The 14,881-nt window shown below is 70.0% G+C and carries 14 protein-coding genes; 2 read left to right on the forward strand and 12 right to left on the reverse strand.

The genetic code is table 11. The annotated features are described in order from the left end of the window. Nucleotides 1-7: 7 nt before the first annotated feature. On the reverse strand, nt 8-1,480 hold the full coding sequence (gene proP, locus AB0M70_RS11645; RefSeq protein WP_365818974.1) for a glycine betaine/L-proline transporter ProP: 1,473 nt from the start codon (nt 1,478-1,480) through the stop codon (nt 8-10). Between the two features lie 195 nt (nt 1,481-1,675). Further along, a complete protein-coding gene (locus AB0M70_RS11650; RefSeq protein WP_365818976.1) occupies nt 1,676-3,544 on the reverse strand; it encodes an alpha-L-fucosidase in 1,869 nt (622 codons plus the stop codon). A gap of 345 nt (nt 3,545-3,889) precedes the next feature. Between AB0M70_RS11650 and AB0M70_RS11655 the strand changes: the two genes are divergently transcribed. Further along, the gene (locus AB0M70_RS11655) at nt 3,890-4,555 is read left to right on the forward strand and encodes a response regulator transcription factor (RefSeq protein ID WP_365818978.1); all 666 of its coding nucleotides are present in this window, start codon (nt 3,890-3,892) and stop codon (nt 4,553-4,555) included. Nucleotides 4,556-4,641: 86 nt separating this feature from the next. On the opposite strand, the gene AB0M70_RS11660 is transcribed toward AB0M70_RS11655, so the two are convergent. From AB0M70_RS11660 to AB0M70_RS11705, 10 genes are all read right to left on the reverse strand, one after another. Beyond that, entirely contained in the window at nt 4,642-5,463 is an 822-nt protein-coding gene (locus tag AB0M70_RS11660) for a cyclase family protein (protein ID WP_365818980.1), read from the reverse strand. Between the two features lie 56 nt (nt 5,464-5,519). After that, nucleotides 5,520-6,530 carry a PfkB family carbohydrate kinase gene (locus AB0M70_RS11665; RefSeq protein ID WP_365818982.1) on the reverse strand — a complete coding sequence of 337 codons (1,011 nt, stop codon included), beginning with the start codon at nt 6,528-6,530 and terminating at the stop codon, nt 5,520-5,522. 7 nt (nt 6,531-6,537) lie between these two features. Continuing rightward, nucleotides 6,538-6,981, reverse strand: a complete 444-nt coding sequence (locus tag AB0M70_RS11670; protein WP_365818984.1) for an SRPBCC family protein — start codon at nt 6,979-6,981, stop codon at nt 6,538-6,540. Between the two features lie 4 nt (nt 6,982-6,985). Beyond that, nucleotides 6,986-7,252 (reverse strand): acyl carrier protein, encoded by a 267-nt coding sequence (locus tag AB0M70_RS11675; protein ID WP_365818986.1) that lies wholly within the window; start codon nt 7,250-7,252, stop codon nt 6,986-6,988. Nucleotides 7,253-7,302: 50 nt separating this feature from the next. Then, a complete protein-coding gene (gene acpS, locus AB0M70_RS11680) occupies nt 7,303-7,743 on the reverse strand; it encodes a holo-ACP synthase (RefSeq protein WP_365818988.1) in 441 nt (146 codons plus the stop codon). Next, complete coding sequence (locus tag AB0M70_RS11685) at nt 7,722-8,963, reverse strand: beta-ketoacyl-[acyl-carrier-protein] synthase family protein (protein WP_365818990.1); 1,242 nt, start codon at nt 8,961-8,963, stop codon at nt 7,722-7,724. The genes acpS and AB0M70_RS11685 overlap by 22 nt, the downstream gene beginning before the upstream one ends. After that, a complete protein-coding gene (locus AB0M70_RS11690; protein ID WP_365818992.1) occupies nt 8,960-10,267 on the reverse strand; it encodes a beta-ketoacyl-[acyl-carrier-protein] synthase family protein in 1,308 nt (435 codons plus the stop codon). The genes AB0M70_RS11685 and AB0M70_RS11690 overlap by 4 nt, the downstream gene beginning before the upstream one ends. After that, complete coding sequence (locus AB0M70_RS11695) at nt 10,264-11,331, reverse strand: class I SAM-dependent methyltransferase (protein WP_365818994.1); 1,068 nt, start codon at nt 11,329-11,331, stop codon at nt 10,264-10,266. The genes AB0M70_RS11690 and AB0M70_RS11695 overlap by 4 nt, the downstream gene beginning before the upstream one ends. Continuing rightward, nucleotides 11,328-11,762, reverse strand: a complete 435-nt coding sequence (locus AB0M70_RS11700; protein WP_365818996.1) for a cupin domain-containing protein — start codon at nt 11,760-11,762, stop codon at nt 11,328-11,330. The genes AB0M70_RS11695 and AB0M70_RS11700 overlap by 4 nt, the downstream gene beginning before the upstream one ends. A 326-nt stretch (nt 11,763-12,088) precedes the next feature. Then, complete coding sequence (locus AB0M70_RS11705) at nt 12,089-12,388, reverse strand: helix-turn-helix domain-containing protein (RefSeq protein ID WP_365819789.1); 300 nt, start codon at nt 12,386-12,388, stop codon at nt 12,089-12,091. Between the two features lie 227 nt (nt 12,389-12,615). On the opposite strand from AB0M70_RS11705, the gene AB0M70_RS11710 reads away from it, so the two are divergent. Next, nucleotides 12,616-14,799: an alpha-N-acetylglucosaminidase gene (locus AB0M70_RS11710; protein ID WP_365818998.1), complete on the forward strand. Its 2,184-nt coding sequence runs from the start codon at nt 12,616-12,618 to the stop codon at nt 14,797-14,799. The last annotated feature ends 82 nt before the right edge of the window (nt 14,800-14,881 follow it).

Raw genomic sequence — 14,881 nt, forward strand, 5'->3', positions numbered from 1 at the left:
GTGACGGTCAGGGGCGCTGGGCCGCTATCAGTTCCCGGGCCTCCTCGGGTGTGGCGACCGACGGCGGGGAGCCCTCCAGGGGCTTGCGGGCCGTTTCCTTCATCGCGGCCACCGCGATGATGCCGACCAGGCCCGCGAGCATCGTGTAGAAGGCGGGCATCAGGTCGTTGCCGGTCGCGCCGATCAGCGCCGCGACCACCAGCGGGGTCGTACCGCCGAAGAGCGAGACCGAGATGTTGAAGCCGATGGAGAGGGAGCCGTAGCGCACGTCCGTCGGGAACAGCGCCGGGAGCGAGGAGGACATGGCGCCCAGGTAGCAGACCAGGGCGAGTCCGAGGATGAGCAGGCCCGTGAAGACCGCGACCGTGCCGCCCTGCTTGATGAGGAGGAAGGCCGGCAGGGCGAGGACGAAGAAGCCCACCGAGCCCGCCATCAGGACCGGCTTGCGGCCGATGCGGTCGGAGAGGCGGCCGACGGAGTTGATGAGCGCCATCAGGATCAGCATGACGACCACGATGGACATCAGGCCGCCGGTCTCGCCGAAGCCGAGCTGCGTCAGATACGTCGGCATGTACGACAGCAGCATGTAGTCGGTGATGTTGAACGCGGCCACCAGCGCGATGCAGAGCAGCATCGCCTTCCACTGGCCGAAGAAGGACTCCTTGAGGGACTTCTTCTGGCGCTCGGCGGCCGGCCCGCTCTCCGCCTCCGCCATCTTCTGGAAGGCGGGCGACTCGTCGAGCTTCAGCCGCAGGTAGAGGCCGATGAGCCCGAGCGGTGCCGCCACCAGGAACGGAATGCGCCAGCCCCAGGACTGCATGGTGGCGTCGCTGAGCCCCATGGTCAGGGCGGTCACCAGGACCGCCGCGACCGTGTAGCCGATCAGGGTGCCGAACTCCAGGAAGGAGCCCCAGAATCCGCGCCGCTTGTCCGGCGCGTACTCGGCGATGAAGGTCGCGGCGCCACCGTACTCACCACCCGTGGAGAAGCCCTGCACCATGCGGCAGAGGACGAGCAGGACCGGGGCCCAGACGCCGATGGTGGCGTAGGACGGGATCAGGCCGATCGCCAGGGTCGCCGTCGACATCATGATCATGGTCAGCGCGAGGATCTTCTTGCGGCCCACGCGGTCGCCCAGCGGCCCGAAGACCATGCCGCCGATGGGGCGCACCAGGAAGGCGGCGGCGAACGTGGCCAGCGAGGAGAGGGTCTGCGCGGTGTCGTTGCCGGAGGGGAAGAACTCCTTGCCGATGATCACCGCGAGGTAGGCGTAGACCCCGAAGTCGTACCACTCCATGGCGTTGCCGAGCGCGGTGGCCTTCACCGCCCGCCGCACCTGGGCCTCTTCGGTGACCGTGATGTCCGACTGACGCAGCCGCGGGTTCTTGCGGCGGTGGATCGCGCGGAAGAGCGCGCGGTGCCGGGCCAGGGCCTCCGGAGCGGGGGGTGCCGGTATTTCGGGGGCTTCGGGCGCGCTCACGGTGCAGTCACTCTCTTGTTCGGCAATGGCTGTCATCGGCCGCCTGACCTGGGAGGTCAGGGATCGACGAACGGTCGTCTGCCCAGTCGGGCGTCGATCCACACTGCCCATTTCGAAGAGCGGAAGGTGCCTGCCGTTGGTCCTCGGGGCGCGGGCCCCAAGTCCTGACTCCGCGGGACTTGGGGCCCGGCTCGCTCAGCGCGCGTACAACTGCGACGCCGGCACGACCTGCTGTTCCTGTCCGGGACTGGACCAGAGCAGCTTCATGTGGGCCTCGCCGGTCTGTTCCGCGTACTCGATCCTGATCGCGTGCCGCTTGCCCGCGGTGAGGGCCACCTGCGCCTTGTCGATCTTCGGCTCGTGCGGCGTCCACGCGTCGATGACGAGCTTGCCGTCGACCCACACCCGCGCCATGTCGTCCGAGACGGTCGTCAGCGTGTACGTCTCCGAGCGGCGCGGCACCAGCTTCCCTGTCCAGCGGACGCTGAACTTGTCGGAGGGGATGTTAGCCGCCGGTGAGCCCTCGAACTTCCAGGCGTGGTTGACCGTGCGGTCGGTGCGGGTGATCTTCGGGGTGCCGCTCAGCTCGGCGTTGTCGAAGATCTCCTGCTGCAGGCCCTTGCCCTGGCCGGGGCGGGCGGTCGGGCCCCGGTCCACCTTCAGCTCGATGACCGTGGCGGTGCCGTTGGTCGCGGCGCCGGACGGTTTCAGGTCGAAGCCGTCGCCGGACCTGGTGACCGTCACCTTCTGGTCGCTGCCGAGCACCCGCGCCGACGTGACCTCGAAGTCCGTGCGCGCCTTCAGATGCAGCGCGGCGCCGGACGCGGGCCACTGGGTGACCGCCGCGTACAGCTTGTCGCCCTTGCGGCTGACCGAGCCCCAGGACGGCTCCTCGACGAGCCCGCCGAAGCGTGCGCCGAACACCGCGTTGCCCTGGCCGGCCGTACGCAGCCAGTCGCCCATCTGCTTCAGGCGGTCGACGGAGGGCTGCGGCACGCGGCCGCGGGCGTCGGGGCCCACGTTCAGGAGGTAGTTGCCGCTGCGGGACGTCGTGGAGAGGAGGTTCCTGACCAGGGTCGCCGACGACTTCCAGTCGGTGTCGTAGCGCGCGAAGCCCCAGTGACCGTTGAGGGTCATGCAGGACTCCCAGAGCTGGCCGTCGACCGGGGCGCCTGGGATCTCCTGCTCGGGGGTGCCGTAGTCGCCGTCGACGACGCGGCGCTTGCCGACGCGGTTGTTGATGATCAGGTCGGGGTCGAGGTCACGGAGGTAGGCCTCGAGCCGCTCGCCGTCCTTCGCCGTCCAGGGGTTGTGGGGCTTGTCCGTGTCCCACTCGCCGTCGAACCAGAGCAGGGCGGGGTCATAGGTGTCAACCAGCTCCTTGAGCTGGGCCCGCATCCGCTTCTCGTACCGCGGGAAGGTCGCCGGGTCCGGGAAGTCCGGGTCGTGCCAGTCCCAGATCGAGTAGTAGAAGCCGAACTTGATGCCCGCGTCGTCGGAGGCCTTCTTCAACTCGGCGAGGATGTCGCGGTTCTTGTCGAAGGACGAGTGGTCGCGCAGGCTCCAGTCGTTGACCTTCGTGGGCCACATCGCGTAGCCGTCGTGGTGCTTCGACGTGATGACGATGTAGCGCATTCCGGCGTCCTTGGCCGCCTTGACCACGGCCTTTGCGTCGAAGTCGGCGGGGTCGAACGTCGCGGCCTGCTTCTCGTACTCGGCCTTCGGGATGTCGCACTGGCGCTGGATCCACTCGGCGTCACGGCACACGGAGCCGTCGGCCTTCTTGTACTCGCCCTCCAGGTGGGAGTAGGCGCCGAAGTGGATGAACATCCCGAAGCGGTCCTGCCGCCACCAGTTGGTGCGGTCGGCGGTGAAGGGGTCGTCGGTGGCGTGGTCGGTTCCGGGGCCGGTGGCCGCGGGCCGTTCGGCCGTGGGGGAAGTCGCGGCGGGGGGTTCCGTCGGGGCGGCGACCGCGGAGGGTACGGCGGTCGCGGCGAGGGCCGAGGCGAGGAGCAGGGCGAGCCCGGCGACTCTTCGCCGGGTGCGGCTGAGCTGTGTGCGCATGGGGGCGGCTCCCTGAGGTTGACGGGTCGCTCGGGAACGTAGGGTCGAATACATCGGATGTCAATGCGCCCAACTGACCCTGATGTGGCAGATGTTGGCACGATCACGCGCCATCGCTCCGATGACTGGGTCGGCCGCCCCACGCCACCTCGGCAGCCCCGACCTCCCTGTCGATTTCAAGCGAATTCCGATCAACCCGTGAAAGGAATCTGTGACTCCGATATAACCCGTATCGGCCGCCTTCTTCTATTGACTATTCACCGAAAGAAACTTTGTGCGAGTGGTGTAGCATCGGATCAGGCGGATAATTCGTCGACGATGGAAATCAGCCAAACGGGGGCCATCATGTCATCGATAAAGATCCTGCTTGTCGACAGCGAACAACTCGTGCTCGAAGGCTTCCGAAAGCTTCTCGACGGGTTTACGGAATTCTCTGTCGTGTCCATAGCCCATGACGCGGCCGCCGCCCTGGAGCAGTTACGCAGGCGGCGCCCGCAGATCGTCGTGATGGGACTCGCCGTACCCGGCACGGGCGGGATGAACGCGATCCGGGCCATTCGCCGCGAGTCCGGTCACGTACGCATCGTCATCCTCTCCTCCAACCAGCAGCCGGTCTATATGCGCGAGGCCTTCATGGCCGGGGCCAACGCCTATCTCTCCCGCAGCATCGACGCGGACGAACTGCACCGGACGCTTCTCGCCGTGCACCGCGACGGCGCCGCGTTCAGCGCGGCAACGGCGGGGCCGATCCTGCAGCTCATGGCGGGCCGCCACCGCGGCGACGACGCGGCCCTGTCGACGCTGACGGAGCGCGAGCGGCAGATCCTGTCCATGGTCGCCGACGACCACGAGACCGACTGCATCGCCACGGTTCTCGGCATTCGCCCGAAGACCGTGCGCAACTATCTGAGCCGTATCTACGCCAAATTGGGCACCCCCAACCGTGTCCAGACCGTCCTGTACGCGAAACGCTCCCTGGGAAGCCCCGGAGGACTCGCGACGGACCCGTGACGCACCGAGCGGCCATCTCCCTGACACCGATCCGGAACGCGTCTCAATTGTCCGCGCAATTGGCCCGTTCCATGCGGACGCTGAAATCATGACGGAGTCGATTCCCGCACATCCGCCACCGCCCTGCACCATGCCGCGCCCGCGTCGGCAAGGGCGATCGGGAACGCCATGAAGGTGAAGGAGCCTTTCTGCGGGAGGTCCCGTAAGCGGGCAAGGCCTTCGATCTGGATGAACTCGCGTTTCCTGCCATGGATATGCGTGGGCCAGAGAGCAGCGGGGTTCCTGGTCCCGTAGAAGTTCTCCACCATCGCGCGGGCAGGACCGTCGAAACTCCAGCAGTCCGTGCCGAGCACCTTCACCCCGAGATCAAGGAGCTGGTCGACGGCCTCGGGGGTGATGGCGGTGGACTCCGTGTAGTACGCGGGCGTGCCCAGACGCAGGTCCGAGTCGGTGCGGAAGAGCACCACCGTCCCGGGCCCCACCTCCGAACCGGCGGCGTGCAGCGCCTTCTTGACGCCGTCGGCCGTGACCCGTCCTCCGCACGCCCGTACGTCGAGGACGACGCCGGGCCCGCGGAACCACTCAAGGGGCAGGTCGAGCACCTTCTTCGCGGGCCTGCCCGCGCACTCGGGGCCGTAGTGGAAGGGCGCGTCCACGTGTGTGCCCTGGTGCACGGACATCCGGTAGAACTCGTTGGAGAGGAAGCAGCCGTCGGGCACATCGCGGGCGCGCAGCCTGCGGGCCCCGGTCAGCCAGCGCCAGTAGTTGCGCCGCCGGTCCGCGCGGCTGTCCCCCGGCAGCGCCCTGATCCTGCGCGACAGGTGGCGGATGCCGTCCCGGTGGAGCCACTGCTCGAACTCCACGCCGGGGGCCCGGCGGTCGATGGGGATGCTCAGGTCGACGTACATGGGTCGGACGCCCTCTCTCTGGATGGATACTTCCGGACTCTTCGGCCGCTGCCGCCTTACGCGGCGTAGGTGAGCAGGCCGCGGATCGCGGCCGCCGCCGTCTGGCCGTACGCCTCCCTGACCCGGTTGAGGAGGCGCCGTACGTCCAGCGCGTACTCCTGGGTGCCGGACGCCTCCAGCGCGAACGAGGCCAGCGCGCACCCCAGTTGGGCGGCCCGCTCGACCGGTGCGCCCTGGACGGCCCCGGCGACCAGGCCCGCCCGGAGCGCGGCCCCCGCCCCGCTCGGCTCGGCCACGGTGACCGAGCCGATGCCGGAGACGAGGGACGGCTCCCGGCCGGCTCGCTCGATCCGCACCCCGGCGGCGCCGAGCGTGGTCACCCACGCCCCGACCCGTTCGAGGATGTGCGGACCGCTCCAGCCGGTGCGCTCCCTGAGCCGCGCCGCCTCGCCCTCGTCGGTGACGAGGCAACTCGCGCCCGAGACGCAGTACTTCAGTTCCGTACGGCCCATCCCGCTGATCTGCCACGCGGGGTGGGCCACAAACGGCAGCCCCATCGCACGGCACTCCGCGGTGTGCCGGAGCATCGCCGCCGGATCGCCGGGCTCGACCACCACCAGACCGATTCCGCCCGTGCGTTCCGCGACCCGACACAGCGAGACGGTGGCCGAGTCCCGCATGGCCCCGGGCCGGAAGGTGCTGATCCGCTCCCCCTCCGCGTCGGTCGCGCACACGTACCGGGCGGTGTGCTCGCCCGGCACGACGAGGACGGACTCGGTGTCGACGCCGTGCTGCTTGAGCCACACCTGGTAGTCGGCGAAGTCGGGGCCGACGGCGCCGACCAGGACCGGGTCGAGACCCAGGATGCCGAGACCGAAGGCGACGTCGGCGGCGGCGCCGCCCCGGCGTATCTGGAGCCGCTCGGCGAGGAAGGCCAGCGACGCGACGTGCGGCCGGCGCGACCCCGGCTTTTCCCGGAACTTGCGGGACCCCGGCCCCTCCGGGAAGCAGCCGGGAAAGGTCATGAGGTGGTCCATCGCGATGACCCCCGTGACGGCGATGGGCACGGGTGACTCAGACCCCGGACTCGATCTTCCGCTTGATGCCCGCCTGGTTCTGCCGGGTGTGCAGCTGCATGCGCTCCACGACGGTCGGCAGCGGGACATCAAAGGCGTCGTCGACCTCGAAGTCCTGGACCCAGGTCATCAGGGTGCCCTCGGGCACCTGCCGGTAGCTCCACTTGAGGTGCATGTAGCGGAACGGGAAGAGCGGATCGCGCCGCTCGGCGACCGCCGTCAGCTCGCGGTGGTCCAGGAGCCGCCACGAACTCCACGTCGCCCCTTCGGGGTTGGTCAGCTCGAAGAGGATCTCCGTCCAGCGCCCTTCCCGCTCCTGGGAGACCACCTTGGCGTGCCGGTACTCGTCGAAGAGGTCGGGCCAGCGGCCGATGTCGTTCGTGATGTCGAAGACGTGTGGGGCATCGGCCTCGATGACGACGCTGTTCTCGATCCTGGGCATCGTCTCAGCTCCCCACCGCGGCGACGCCTGCCGACAGCAGGCGCCCCACGCAGTCGACGAGGTCACCGATGGTGCGGAAGCCGCCCTCGGCGTCGGCGTCGATGCTGACGCCGAAGTGCTGCTCGAGGGCGACGACGATCTCGACCAGTTCGGTCGAGTCGATGTCGAGGTCCTCGGCGAGGCGCCGGTCGTCGGTCAGCTCCTCGCCCTCGAAACCGGCACCGTGCAGGACGGTGACCACGTTCTCGCGAATGTCCATGTCCGTTTCCATGTGACTCACTTGCTCCTTCGGAAGAGTTGTCGGTCGGTCGTGGGCTGCCGTCAGTCCGCGACCGCGACCGCGACGGCAATTGCCACGGCCACGCCCGCCTCGTGCGAGATGCTCACGTGCAGCCCGCTGTAGCCGGCGCGCCGGAAGGCCTCGGCGGCCCGGCCCGTCAGCCGAGGTGCCGGTGCGCCCGACGCCTCGCGGCCGATCTCGACGTCCCGCCAGCTGAGCCCTTCGCCGTGCCCGCCGAGCGCCTTGCGCACGGCTTCCTTGGCGGCGATGCGGCCCGCCATGCGGGAGGCCCGGTGGCGGGGCGACGCGCCGTCGCACAGGGCCAGTTCATTGACGGTGAGGAAGCGCTCCGCGAGCCGCTGTCCACGCCGTTCGGTCATGGCGCGCAGGCGCTCGACGTCGACGATGTCGATGCCCACCGCCCGGATTCCGGCCGCCCGGGGCAGAGTGCCCGGCACGGTCAACGCCTCAGCAACAGACATGCGTTGACACCTCCGAGACCACGCGAGACGACCAGCGTGTGCTCGCAGTCGCCGACCGGACGTGCCTGTCCGGCGACCAGGTCGAGTTCGATGCCGGGGGCCGGGTGGTCCAGGTTCACCGTCGGCGGCAGCACCCCGTCGCGCATCGCCCGCAGGGCGAGGGCCGCGTCGGCGGGCGCCGCCGCCCCCAGGAGATGCCCGAAGCCCGACTTGGGCGCGGTCACCGGGAGTTGGCGTGCCACAGCGGGGCCGAACGCCTCGTGCAGCGCGTAGCCCTCCGTCACGTCCTCGAAGGGGATGCCCGAGCCGTGCGCGAAGACCGCCGCGATGTCGTCGCCGGAAATCCCGGCGCGTTCCGTCGCCGTGCGCATGGCGCGGCCGAGCACCTGCCCGGTCGGCTCGACGGTGTAGTACGGCATGTAGCCGTCGGTGCTCACGCCCCAGCCGGCCAGCTCGCCCAGGACGCGTGCCCCGCGCCGCTCGGCGTGCTCGCGGCGCTCCATGACCAGGAACACCGCGCCCTCGCCGAAGACGCTGCCGCCGTGGCCCGCGTCGAACGGCCGGTACAGCTCGTGCGGGGCGAGCGAGCCGCGGGACTTGGCGCCGAGGCCGCTGGTCTCCATGCAGAGCCAGCCGTAGGGCGAGAGGGGCGCCTCCACGCCGCCCGCGAGCACGACGTCCGCGCGGTCACGCAGGAGCGCCTCGGCCCCGCCGATCAGCGCGTACGCACCGCTGGCCCGGTCGGCGACGAACGTGCGCGCCGGGCCCTTGATCCCCTGGTCGATGCAGATGTTGCCCTGCGGCGCCGCCGGGAACCAGGCGGTGGCCTGGTAGGGGCTGACCGCGCGCGGACCGTCGGTCCACAGGTGACGCAGCTCGCGCTCGGCGAACTCCCAGCCGCCCAGGATGTTGCCGACCATGACCCCGGTGCGCTCGGCCGGTGCGTCTTCGCCGACGGTGATCCGGGCGTCCGCGAGGGCCTGGCGCACGGCGTGCACGGACAGGTGCGTGAAGCGGTCGGTGCGCTTGACGAAGCGGGACGGCAGTTCGGCGCCCGCGTCGAAGTCGGACTGGCCCGCCGCCGACGTGGCGTACTCCGAGGCGTCGAAGCGGTCGATGGCGGCGACCCGCGGAACGCCTTCGCGCGCGCTGTCCCAGAGGGGGTCGATGCCGGTGCCCGCGGGCGTGACCGCGCCGATGCCGGTGATGACGACGCTCATCGGTGCGCCCCTTCCCGCACGGCCCGCGTGACGAGCGCGGCGTGCAGCCCCGCGAAACCGCTGGCGCCCTTGAGGATCGCCTCGCCGTGCCACGGGCGGCCCTCGCCCGGGACGTAGTCGAGGTCACAAGTCGGGTCGGGGGTCTCGTAGTTGGCGGTCGGGTGGACGAAGGAGTGCCGGCCCGCGAGGGCGCAGAGCACGATCTCCATGGCGCTCGCGGCGGCCAGGGCGTGGCCGACCATCGACTTCGCCGAGTTCACCGGGATCTGCCGGGCGCGCTCGCCGAGGGCGAGCTTGAGGGCGCTGGTCTCGCAGGTGTCGTTCTGCGGGGTCGAGCTGCCGTGCGAGCTGACGTGGTCGATGTCCTCGGGACGCAGGCCGGCCTCCGCTACGGCCTGTGTCATGGCGCGGGTGAGGTCCTCGCCGTCGGAGAGCAGATCCGTCATGTGCGCGGCGTTCGAGGTGTGCGAGAAGCCGTCGACCGTCAGGTAGGGCGCGGCGCCCCGCCGGTCGGCGTGCTCGCGCGACTCCAGTACGACGATGCCGCAGCCCTCGCCGAGCACGAAGCCGTCGCGCCCCGCGTCGTACGGGCGGGACGCGGCTTCGGGGCGGTCGCCGTGGGCGCGCGAGAGGCAGTTGATGATCTCGAAGGACGCCACCGTCACCGGGGTGATGGGCGCCTCCGTGGCCCCCGCGATCATCACGTCCGCCTCCCCGTGCCGGATCGCCTCATAGGCGTGGCCGATCGCGTCGACGCCGCCGATGCACCCCGTTGACAGGGTCACGCACGGGCCGCGCATGCCGAGCAGCGCCGAGAGGATCGTCCCGGGGGTGTTCGACATGGACGCCAGGTAGAGGTCGCGGCCCGCCTTGGCCGGGTCGACGGGCTTACGGCCCTCGTCGGTGACCCGCAGGAACTCCTCCTCCATCTTCGGGGTGCCGCAGACGGCCGTGGACAGCGAGAGTCCGGCGCGTTCGGGGTCGTACGTCCCCTGGGCGAGGCCGGCGTCCCGTACGGCCTGGTAAGCGGCCGCGACGGCGAACTGCGTGTACCGGTCGAGGCGTTGCACCTCATTCGGGAGTCCCGGTAACTGCTCCTCGAATCCGGGGACCTCGGCGATCGAGTCCGAGACAAAGTCGAAGTCTCCGAAGAGCGCCGAGCTCGTGATGTCGGACAGAGGCTTCGTGACGCTCTTTCCCGCGGAGATGGTTTCCCATAATGCTTCGGTGCCTATCCCGGCCGGGCTGACCACACCCAGGCCGGTGACCACCACTTCTCGCAACTCTTCCTGCACGTGAATCACTGACGCCTTTCTCCTGTCAGAACAGTGATGAGGCCGGGCGTGACGGACTCCTTTGCCGTCACCCCGTATTTCTCCATGACCGCGCGGTACGCGGATTCCTCCTGGACCCCGCCCGCCTCGGTGTTCACCAGGAGGCTGAGCGCGATCATCGGGCGGTGCAGGGCGGGCCGCCCCGGCTCCTGGCGCATGACGTCGACGACCAGGAGGGTGCCGCCGGGCCGCAGCAGCCGTGCGCACTCCTGGACGAGGCGCTCGGTGGCGTCCGGGCCCGCGAAGCGGCTCAGATGGGCGAGCACGACGGTGTCGAAACAACCGGCGGGAAAGGGCGCCTTCGTCATACGACCCGCGGCATCCCCTCCGAAATCGGCGGGGACGAACCGGAACCGCTCCCCCACACCGAACTCCGCGGCCCGCTCACGCGCGGCGCCGAGCAGCTCCGGCACGTCGTGGGCCACGACCCGTGCCTCCGGGTCGGCGGCGGCCAGGGCGATGCCCCACTCGCCGGCGCCCGAAGCAAGGTCCAGTACCTGGCCCGCGTCCCGCAGGCCGAGCTCCCGCGCGGCACGGAACGCCGTGCGCACCCCCACCGGGAAGATCCCGGCGAACATCCCCGGAAACAGCCCCCGTTTCCCGGGCGCGCCCAGCTCCCCGCCGCCGTGCCCGCCTTTCCGCACCAGCTCGGTGAGGCCGCTCCACCGGTCCCACTCGGCGAGTACGTCGGCGAAGTGGCCGCCGAGATAGCCGCGCCCGCCCTCGACGAGATAGGCGCGGGACAGGCCGGTGAGCGTCCAGCTCTCCGCTCCGTCACCGGCCACCAGGCCCAGCTCCTCCAGGGCGGCGAGCAGCCCCCGCAGCGCGGCGGTGTCGCAGCCCAGCTCGGCGGCCAGCCCCCGCGTGGCGCGCGGGCCCCGGGCGAGGCCGGTGAACACCCCCAGGTCCAGGGCCGTGCCGAGCACCCTGGCGCGGGCGAAGCCGAAGTTCAGGGCGAGGAGCGGGCCGGGGTCCGGCGCGTCCTCGTACGGGGCGAGGGCGCCGCTGTGGGCGGCAGCCGTCGGGGCGCTCACCTGCCGCCCTCCACGAGGCTCACGTACTCGGGGTTCTGCGTGTACTCGTACGGGTCCTCGGAGAGGAACACGTTCCGTACCGGGGGCCGCTCGCAGGGGGCGACGACCAGGAACCGGCAGGTCTGGTCCGCTCCCGTGACGAAGCCGTGGGGCTCGCCCCGGGGGATGAAGATGGCATCGCCCGGTCCGACGTCCTCGGTCTTTCCGAGCTCGGGCATGACGAGCCCCATCGACCCTTCGAGCACATAGATCTCGTGCTCCCACTCGTGGAAATGGGGCGGCGTGGAGCCGTTCGGCGCGACCTCGAATTCGGTGAGGACGAAACGGTCGGCGCCGTCCGGTGTATCGATGAGTTTGCGGTGGGTGGTTTCCTTCGCCCCGGGTTCGCGGACTATCTCGGCCTTGACCGCGGTCCTGTGCACACGCTTCATCTGCTGCCTTTCTCCGAAGGGAATGGGCGCCTCGCGATGTCAGCCTCGAGCGGCGCCGATTGCGAACGTAAGTCAGCGGGACCGAGGCCATCTATGGGCATGGACCACCGCCGGCGCCGGGACCTGAAGCCGGGGCACGTGGGGCGAAACGCCCACGAGCCTGGGACGAAGTCCCAAGCGCGTCGCGGGAGTTGCGCGCATCTGGACTTCCGGGGTCGGCCTCATGGACTTCCCGCTACGGCCCCCACGCCAGGACGATTCGGAAACCGAAACACACGGCCGCCCTCGGGCAGTGCCTGACAGACCGGCTCAATGCCGGAGACCGCCTACGGCGCGTGATCCGCCGCCGAGTGCGCGCTGACCTCTTCCGCCCACTGCCGCGCCCAGCCGTCCAGGGGCAGCAAGGCCTGATGGGCCTCGCGCCCCAGGGCGGTCAACGCATATGCGGCATCGGGCAGTTGATGCACGAGCCGGGCTTCGAGCAGCTCGGTCAGACGCTGCCGCAGCACGCTCGACGACATGGCATCGCACTGCTGCCGCAGCGCGCGGAACCCCATCGGCCCGGCCCGCAGCTCCCACACGATCCGCAGGCTCCAGCGCCGCCCGAAGAGGTCGAGCGCGGCCATCAGGGGGCGGCCGGTGGTGGAAGCGGACGTCGGCCGGCCGGGCAGCGGTGCTGTCACCCGCCGACGGTAACACCGCGCTTCGACTTTCGAAGCGGAGACCGTGAGGCCGGCTCACGCGAGGCTCCTGCGCGTCCTTGACCATGCTTCGCGCCCGGTTCATCGTGTGCGCCGTCGACACGCCCCGCCGATGCCGCGCACCGCCGATCCCGGGAGGGTATCCCTACGTCATGCCCCTGGCCCGCCGCACCTTCCTCACCGCCCTCGCCGGAACGACCGGCGCCGCTGTCGCCTGCTCCGGCTCCACCGCCGACGGCGCCCCGCCCTCCGGGTCCCCCGCGGCCAAGGCCGCCCGCCGCCTGCTGCCCGGACACCACAAACAGCTGACGTTCGTGACCGAGGGCCCCGCCGACACCTTCCGCGTATCAGGAGAGGACGGCCGGATCACGGTCACCGGCGCGACCCCCGCAGTCCAACTCAAAGCGCTCCACCACTACCTGAAGCACAGGACCCACGCGAACATCACCTGGGCAGGCACCCAGCTGAACCTGCCCGACCGCCTCCCCGGCCTCGACAAGACCATGACGGGCAGCGCCAACACCCCCCACCGCTTCGTCCTGAACGACACGAACGACGGCTACACGGGGGCATACCACGACTGGTCGTACTGGGAGCGCGAGATCGACGTGCTGGCCCTGCACGGCTACAACGAGGTTCTCGTGTACGTCGGCGCCGACGCGCTCTACCACCGCGTGTTCCAGGAGTTCGGCTACTCCGACAAGGAAATGCGCGAGTGGATCCCGGCCCCGGCCCACCAGCCATGGTGGCTGCTCCAGAACATGTCGTCGTTCCCGCACCCCGTCTCCTCCCAACTCCTCACCCGCCGCGCCACCTTGGGCCGCCGCATCGCCGACCGCCTGCGTGAGCTCGGCATGACCCCGGTGTTCCCCGGCTACTTCGGTACGGTCCCGCCCGGCTTCACCGCCAAGAATCCCGGCGCGCGCACCGTGCCCCAGGGCGACTGGGTCGGCTTCACGCGACCCGACTGGCTCGACCCGCGCACCGAGCACTTCACCCGGGTCGCCGCCGCCTTCTACCGCGCACAGGACGACCTCTTCGGCGCATCGACGATGTACAAGATGGACCTGCTCCACGAGGGCGGAAAGCCGGGCGACGTCCCGGTCCCGGACGCGGCGAAGGCCGTCGAGAAGGCCCTCCAGGCCGCACACCCCGGCGCCACCTGGGTGATTCTCGGCTGGCAGAACAACCCGCCCAAGGCCATCGTCGACGCCGTCGACAAGTCACGCATGCTGGTGGTCGACGGCCTCTCCGACCGCTTCACGAAGATCACCGACCGCGAGTCCGACTGGAACGACACCCCCTACACCTTCGGCTCGATCTGGAACTTCGGCGGCCACACCACACTCGGCGCCAACACCCCAGACTGGGCCGAGCTCTACGAGAAGTGGCGCACCAAAAAGAACAGCACCCTGCGCGGCATCTCCTTGATGCCGGAGGCGGCGGACAACAACCCGGCAGCCTTCGAGCTTTTCTCGGAACTGGCCTGGCGTACGGGCGACTTGTACCTCACCACCTGGTTCGCCGACTGGTCGGTGTCCCGCTACGGCGCCCCCGACCCCCACGCGGCAGCAGCCTGGGACACCCTGCGCCGCACCGCGTACGGCACGACCCGCACCGACGAGTGGGCCGAGGGCGCGGACGGCCTCTTCGGCGCCCGCCCCGCCCTGGACGCGAAGTCAGCGGCGGCCTGGTCACCAAAGGCCATGCGCTACGCCCCAGCAGACTTCGAACCCGCCCTCACCCACCTCCTCGCCGTACGCCGCTCATTGCGCGGCACATCCGCCTACCGCCAGGACCTCCTGGACGTGGCACGCCAGGCGCTCTCCAACCGCAGCCGGGTACTGCTCCCCCAGATCAAGCAGGCGTACGACAAACGCAACGAGCCCCTCTTCAACCAACTGACCCGCACCTGGCTGGACCTGATGACCCTCCTGGACAAACTCACGTCCACGGACTCCCGCCACCTCTTGGGCCGCTGGGTGGCAGACGCCCGCTCATGGGGCGCGGACGCGACAGAGAAAGAACACCTCGCGTACGACCAGCTCTCCCTCCTCACCGTCTGGGGCACGCGGTCCGGGGCGGACGCGGGCCTGCGGGACTACGCCAACCGGGAGTGGGCCGGACTGGTGGGCGGCCTCTACCGCCTGCGCTGGGAGACGTACTTCAAGGAGCTTCGCACAGCACTCACCGAGAACCGCCCGCCCAAGACCATCGACTGGTTCGCCATCGAGGACGCCTGGATCCGCAACCCAGGCCGCCTGGCGACCCGTCCCACGGGCGACACCTACAAAATCGCAGTTCAGGTCCAAGCCCGCCTCACCCAAACCAACTAGTCGAGCACCCCCACCCTCCCCAAGATCCCCAACTCCCCCCTCCTTGACGGGTATACGTCACCTCCGATCTCTGGTAGTAAAC

It is taken from the genome of Streptomyces sp. NPDC051214 (assembly GCF_040682375.1).
Classification (GTDB): Bacteria; Actinomycetota; Actinomycetes; order Streptomycetales; family Streptomycetaceae; genus Streptomyces.

Bases quoted from the DNA above. Each gene is read 5' to 3' on its own strand.
- AB0M70_RS11650 (WP_365818976.1), bottom strand. From the start codon at position 3,544: ATGCGCACACAGCTCAGCCGCACCCGGCGAAGAGTCGCCGGGCTCGCC.
- AB0M70_RS11655 (WP_365818978.1), top strand. From the start codon at position 3,890: ATGTCATCGATAAAGATCCTGCTTGTCGACAGCGAACAACTCGTGCTC.
- AB0M70_RS11660 (WP_365818980.1), bottom strand. From the start codon at position 5,463: ATGTACGTCGACCTGAGCATCCCCATCGACCGCCGGGCCCCCGGCGTG.
- AB0M70_RS11670 (WP_365818984.1), bottom strand. From the start codon at position 6,981: ATGCCCAGGATCGAGAACAGCGTCGTCATCGAGGCCGATGCCCCACAC.
- AB0M70_RS11675 (WP_365818986.1), bottom strand. From the start codon at position 7,252: ATGGAAACGGACATGGACATTCGCGAGAACGTGGTCACCGTCCTGCAC.
- acpS (WP_365818988.1), bottom strand. From the start codon at position 7,743: ATGTCTGTTGCTGAGGCGTTGACCGTGCCGGGCACTCTGCCCCGGGCG.
- AB0M70_RS11685 (WP_365818990.1), bottom strand. From the start codon at position 8,963: ATGAGCGTCGTCATCACCGGCATCGGCGCGGTCACGCCCGCGGGCACC.
- AB0M70_RS11700 (WP_365818996.1), bottom strand. From the start codon at position 11,762: ATGAAGCGTGTGCACAGGACCGCGGTCAAGGCCGAGATAGTCCGCGAA.
- AB0M70_RS11705 (WP_365819789.1), bottom strand. From the start codon at position 12,388: ATGGCCGCGCTCGACCTCTTCGGGCGGCGCTGGAGCCTGCGGATCGTG.
- AB0M70_RS11710 (WP_365818998.1), top strand. From the start codon at position 12,616: ATGCCCCTGGCCCGCCGCACCTTCCTCACCGCCCTCGCCGGAACGACC.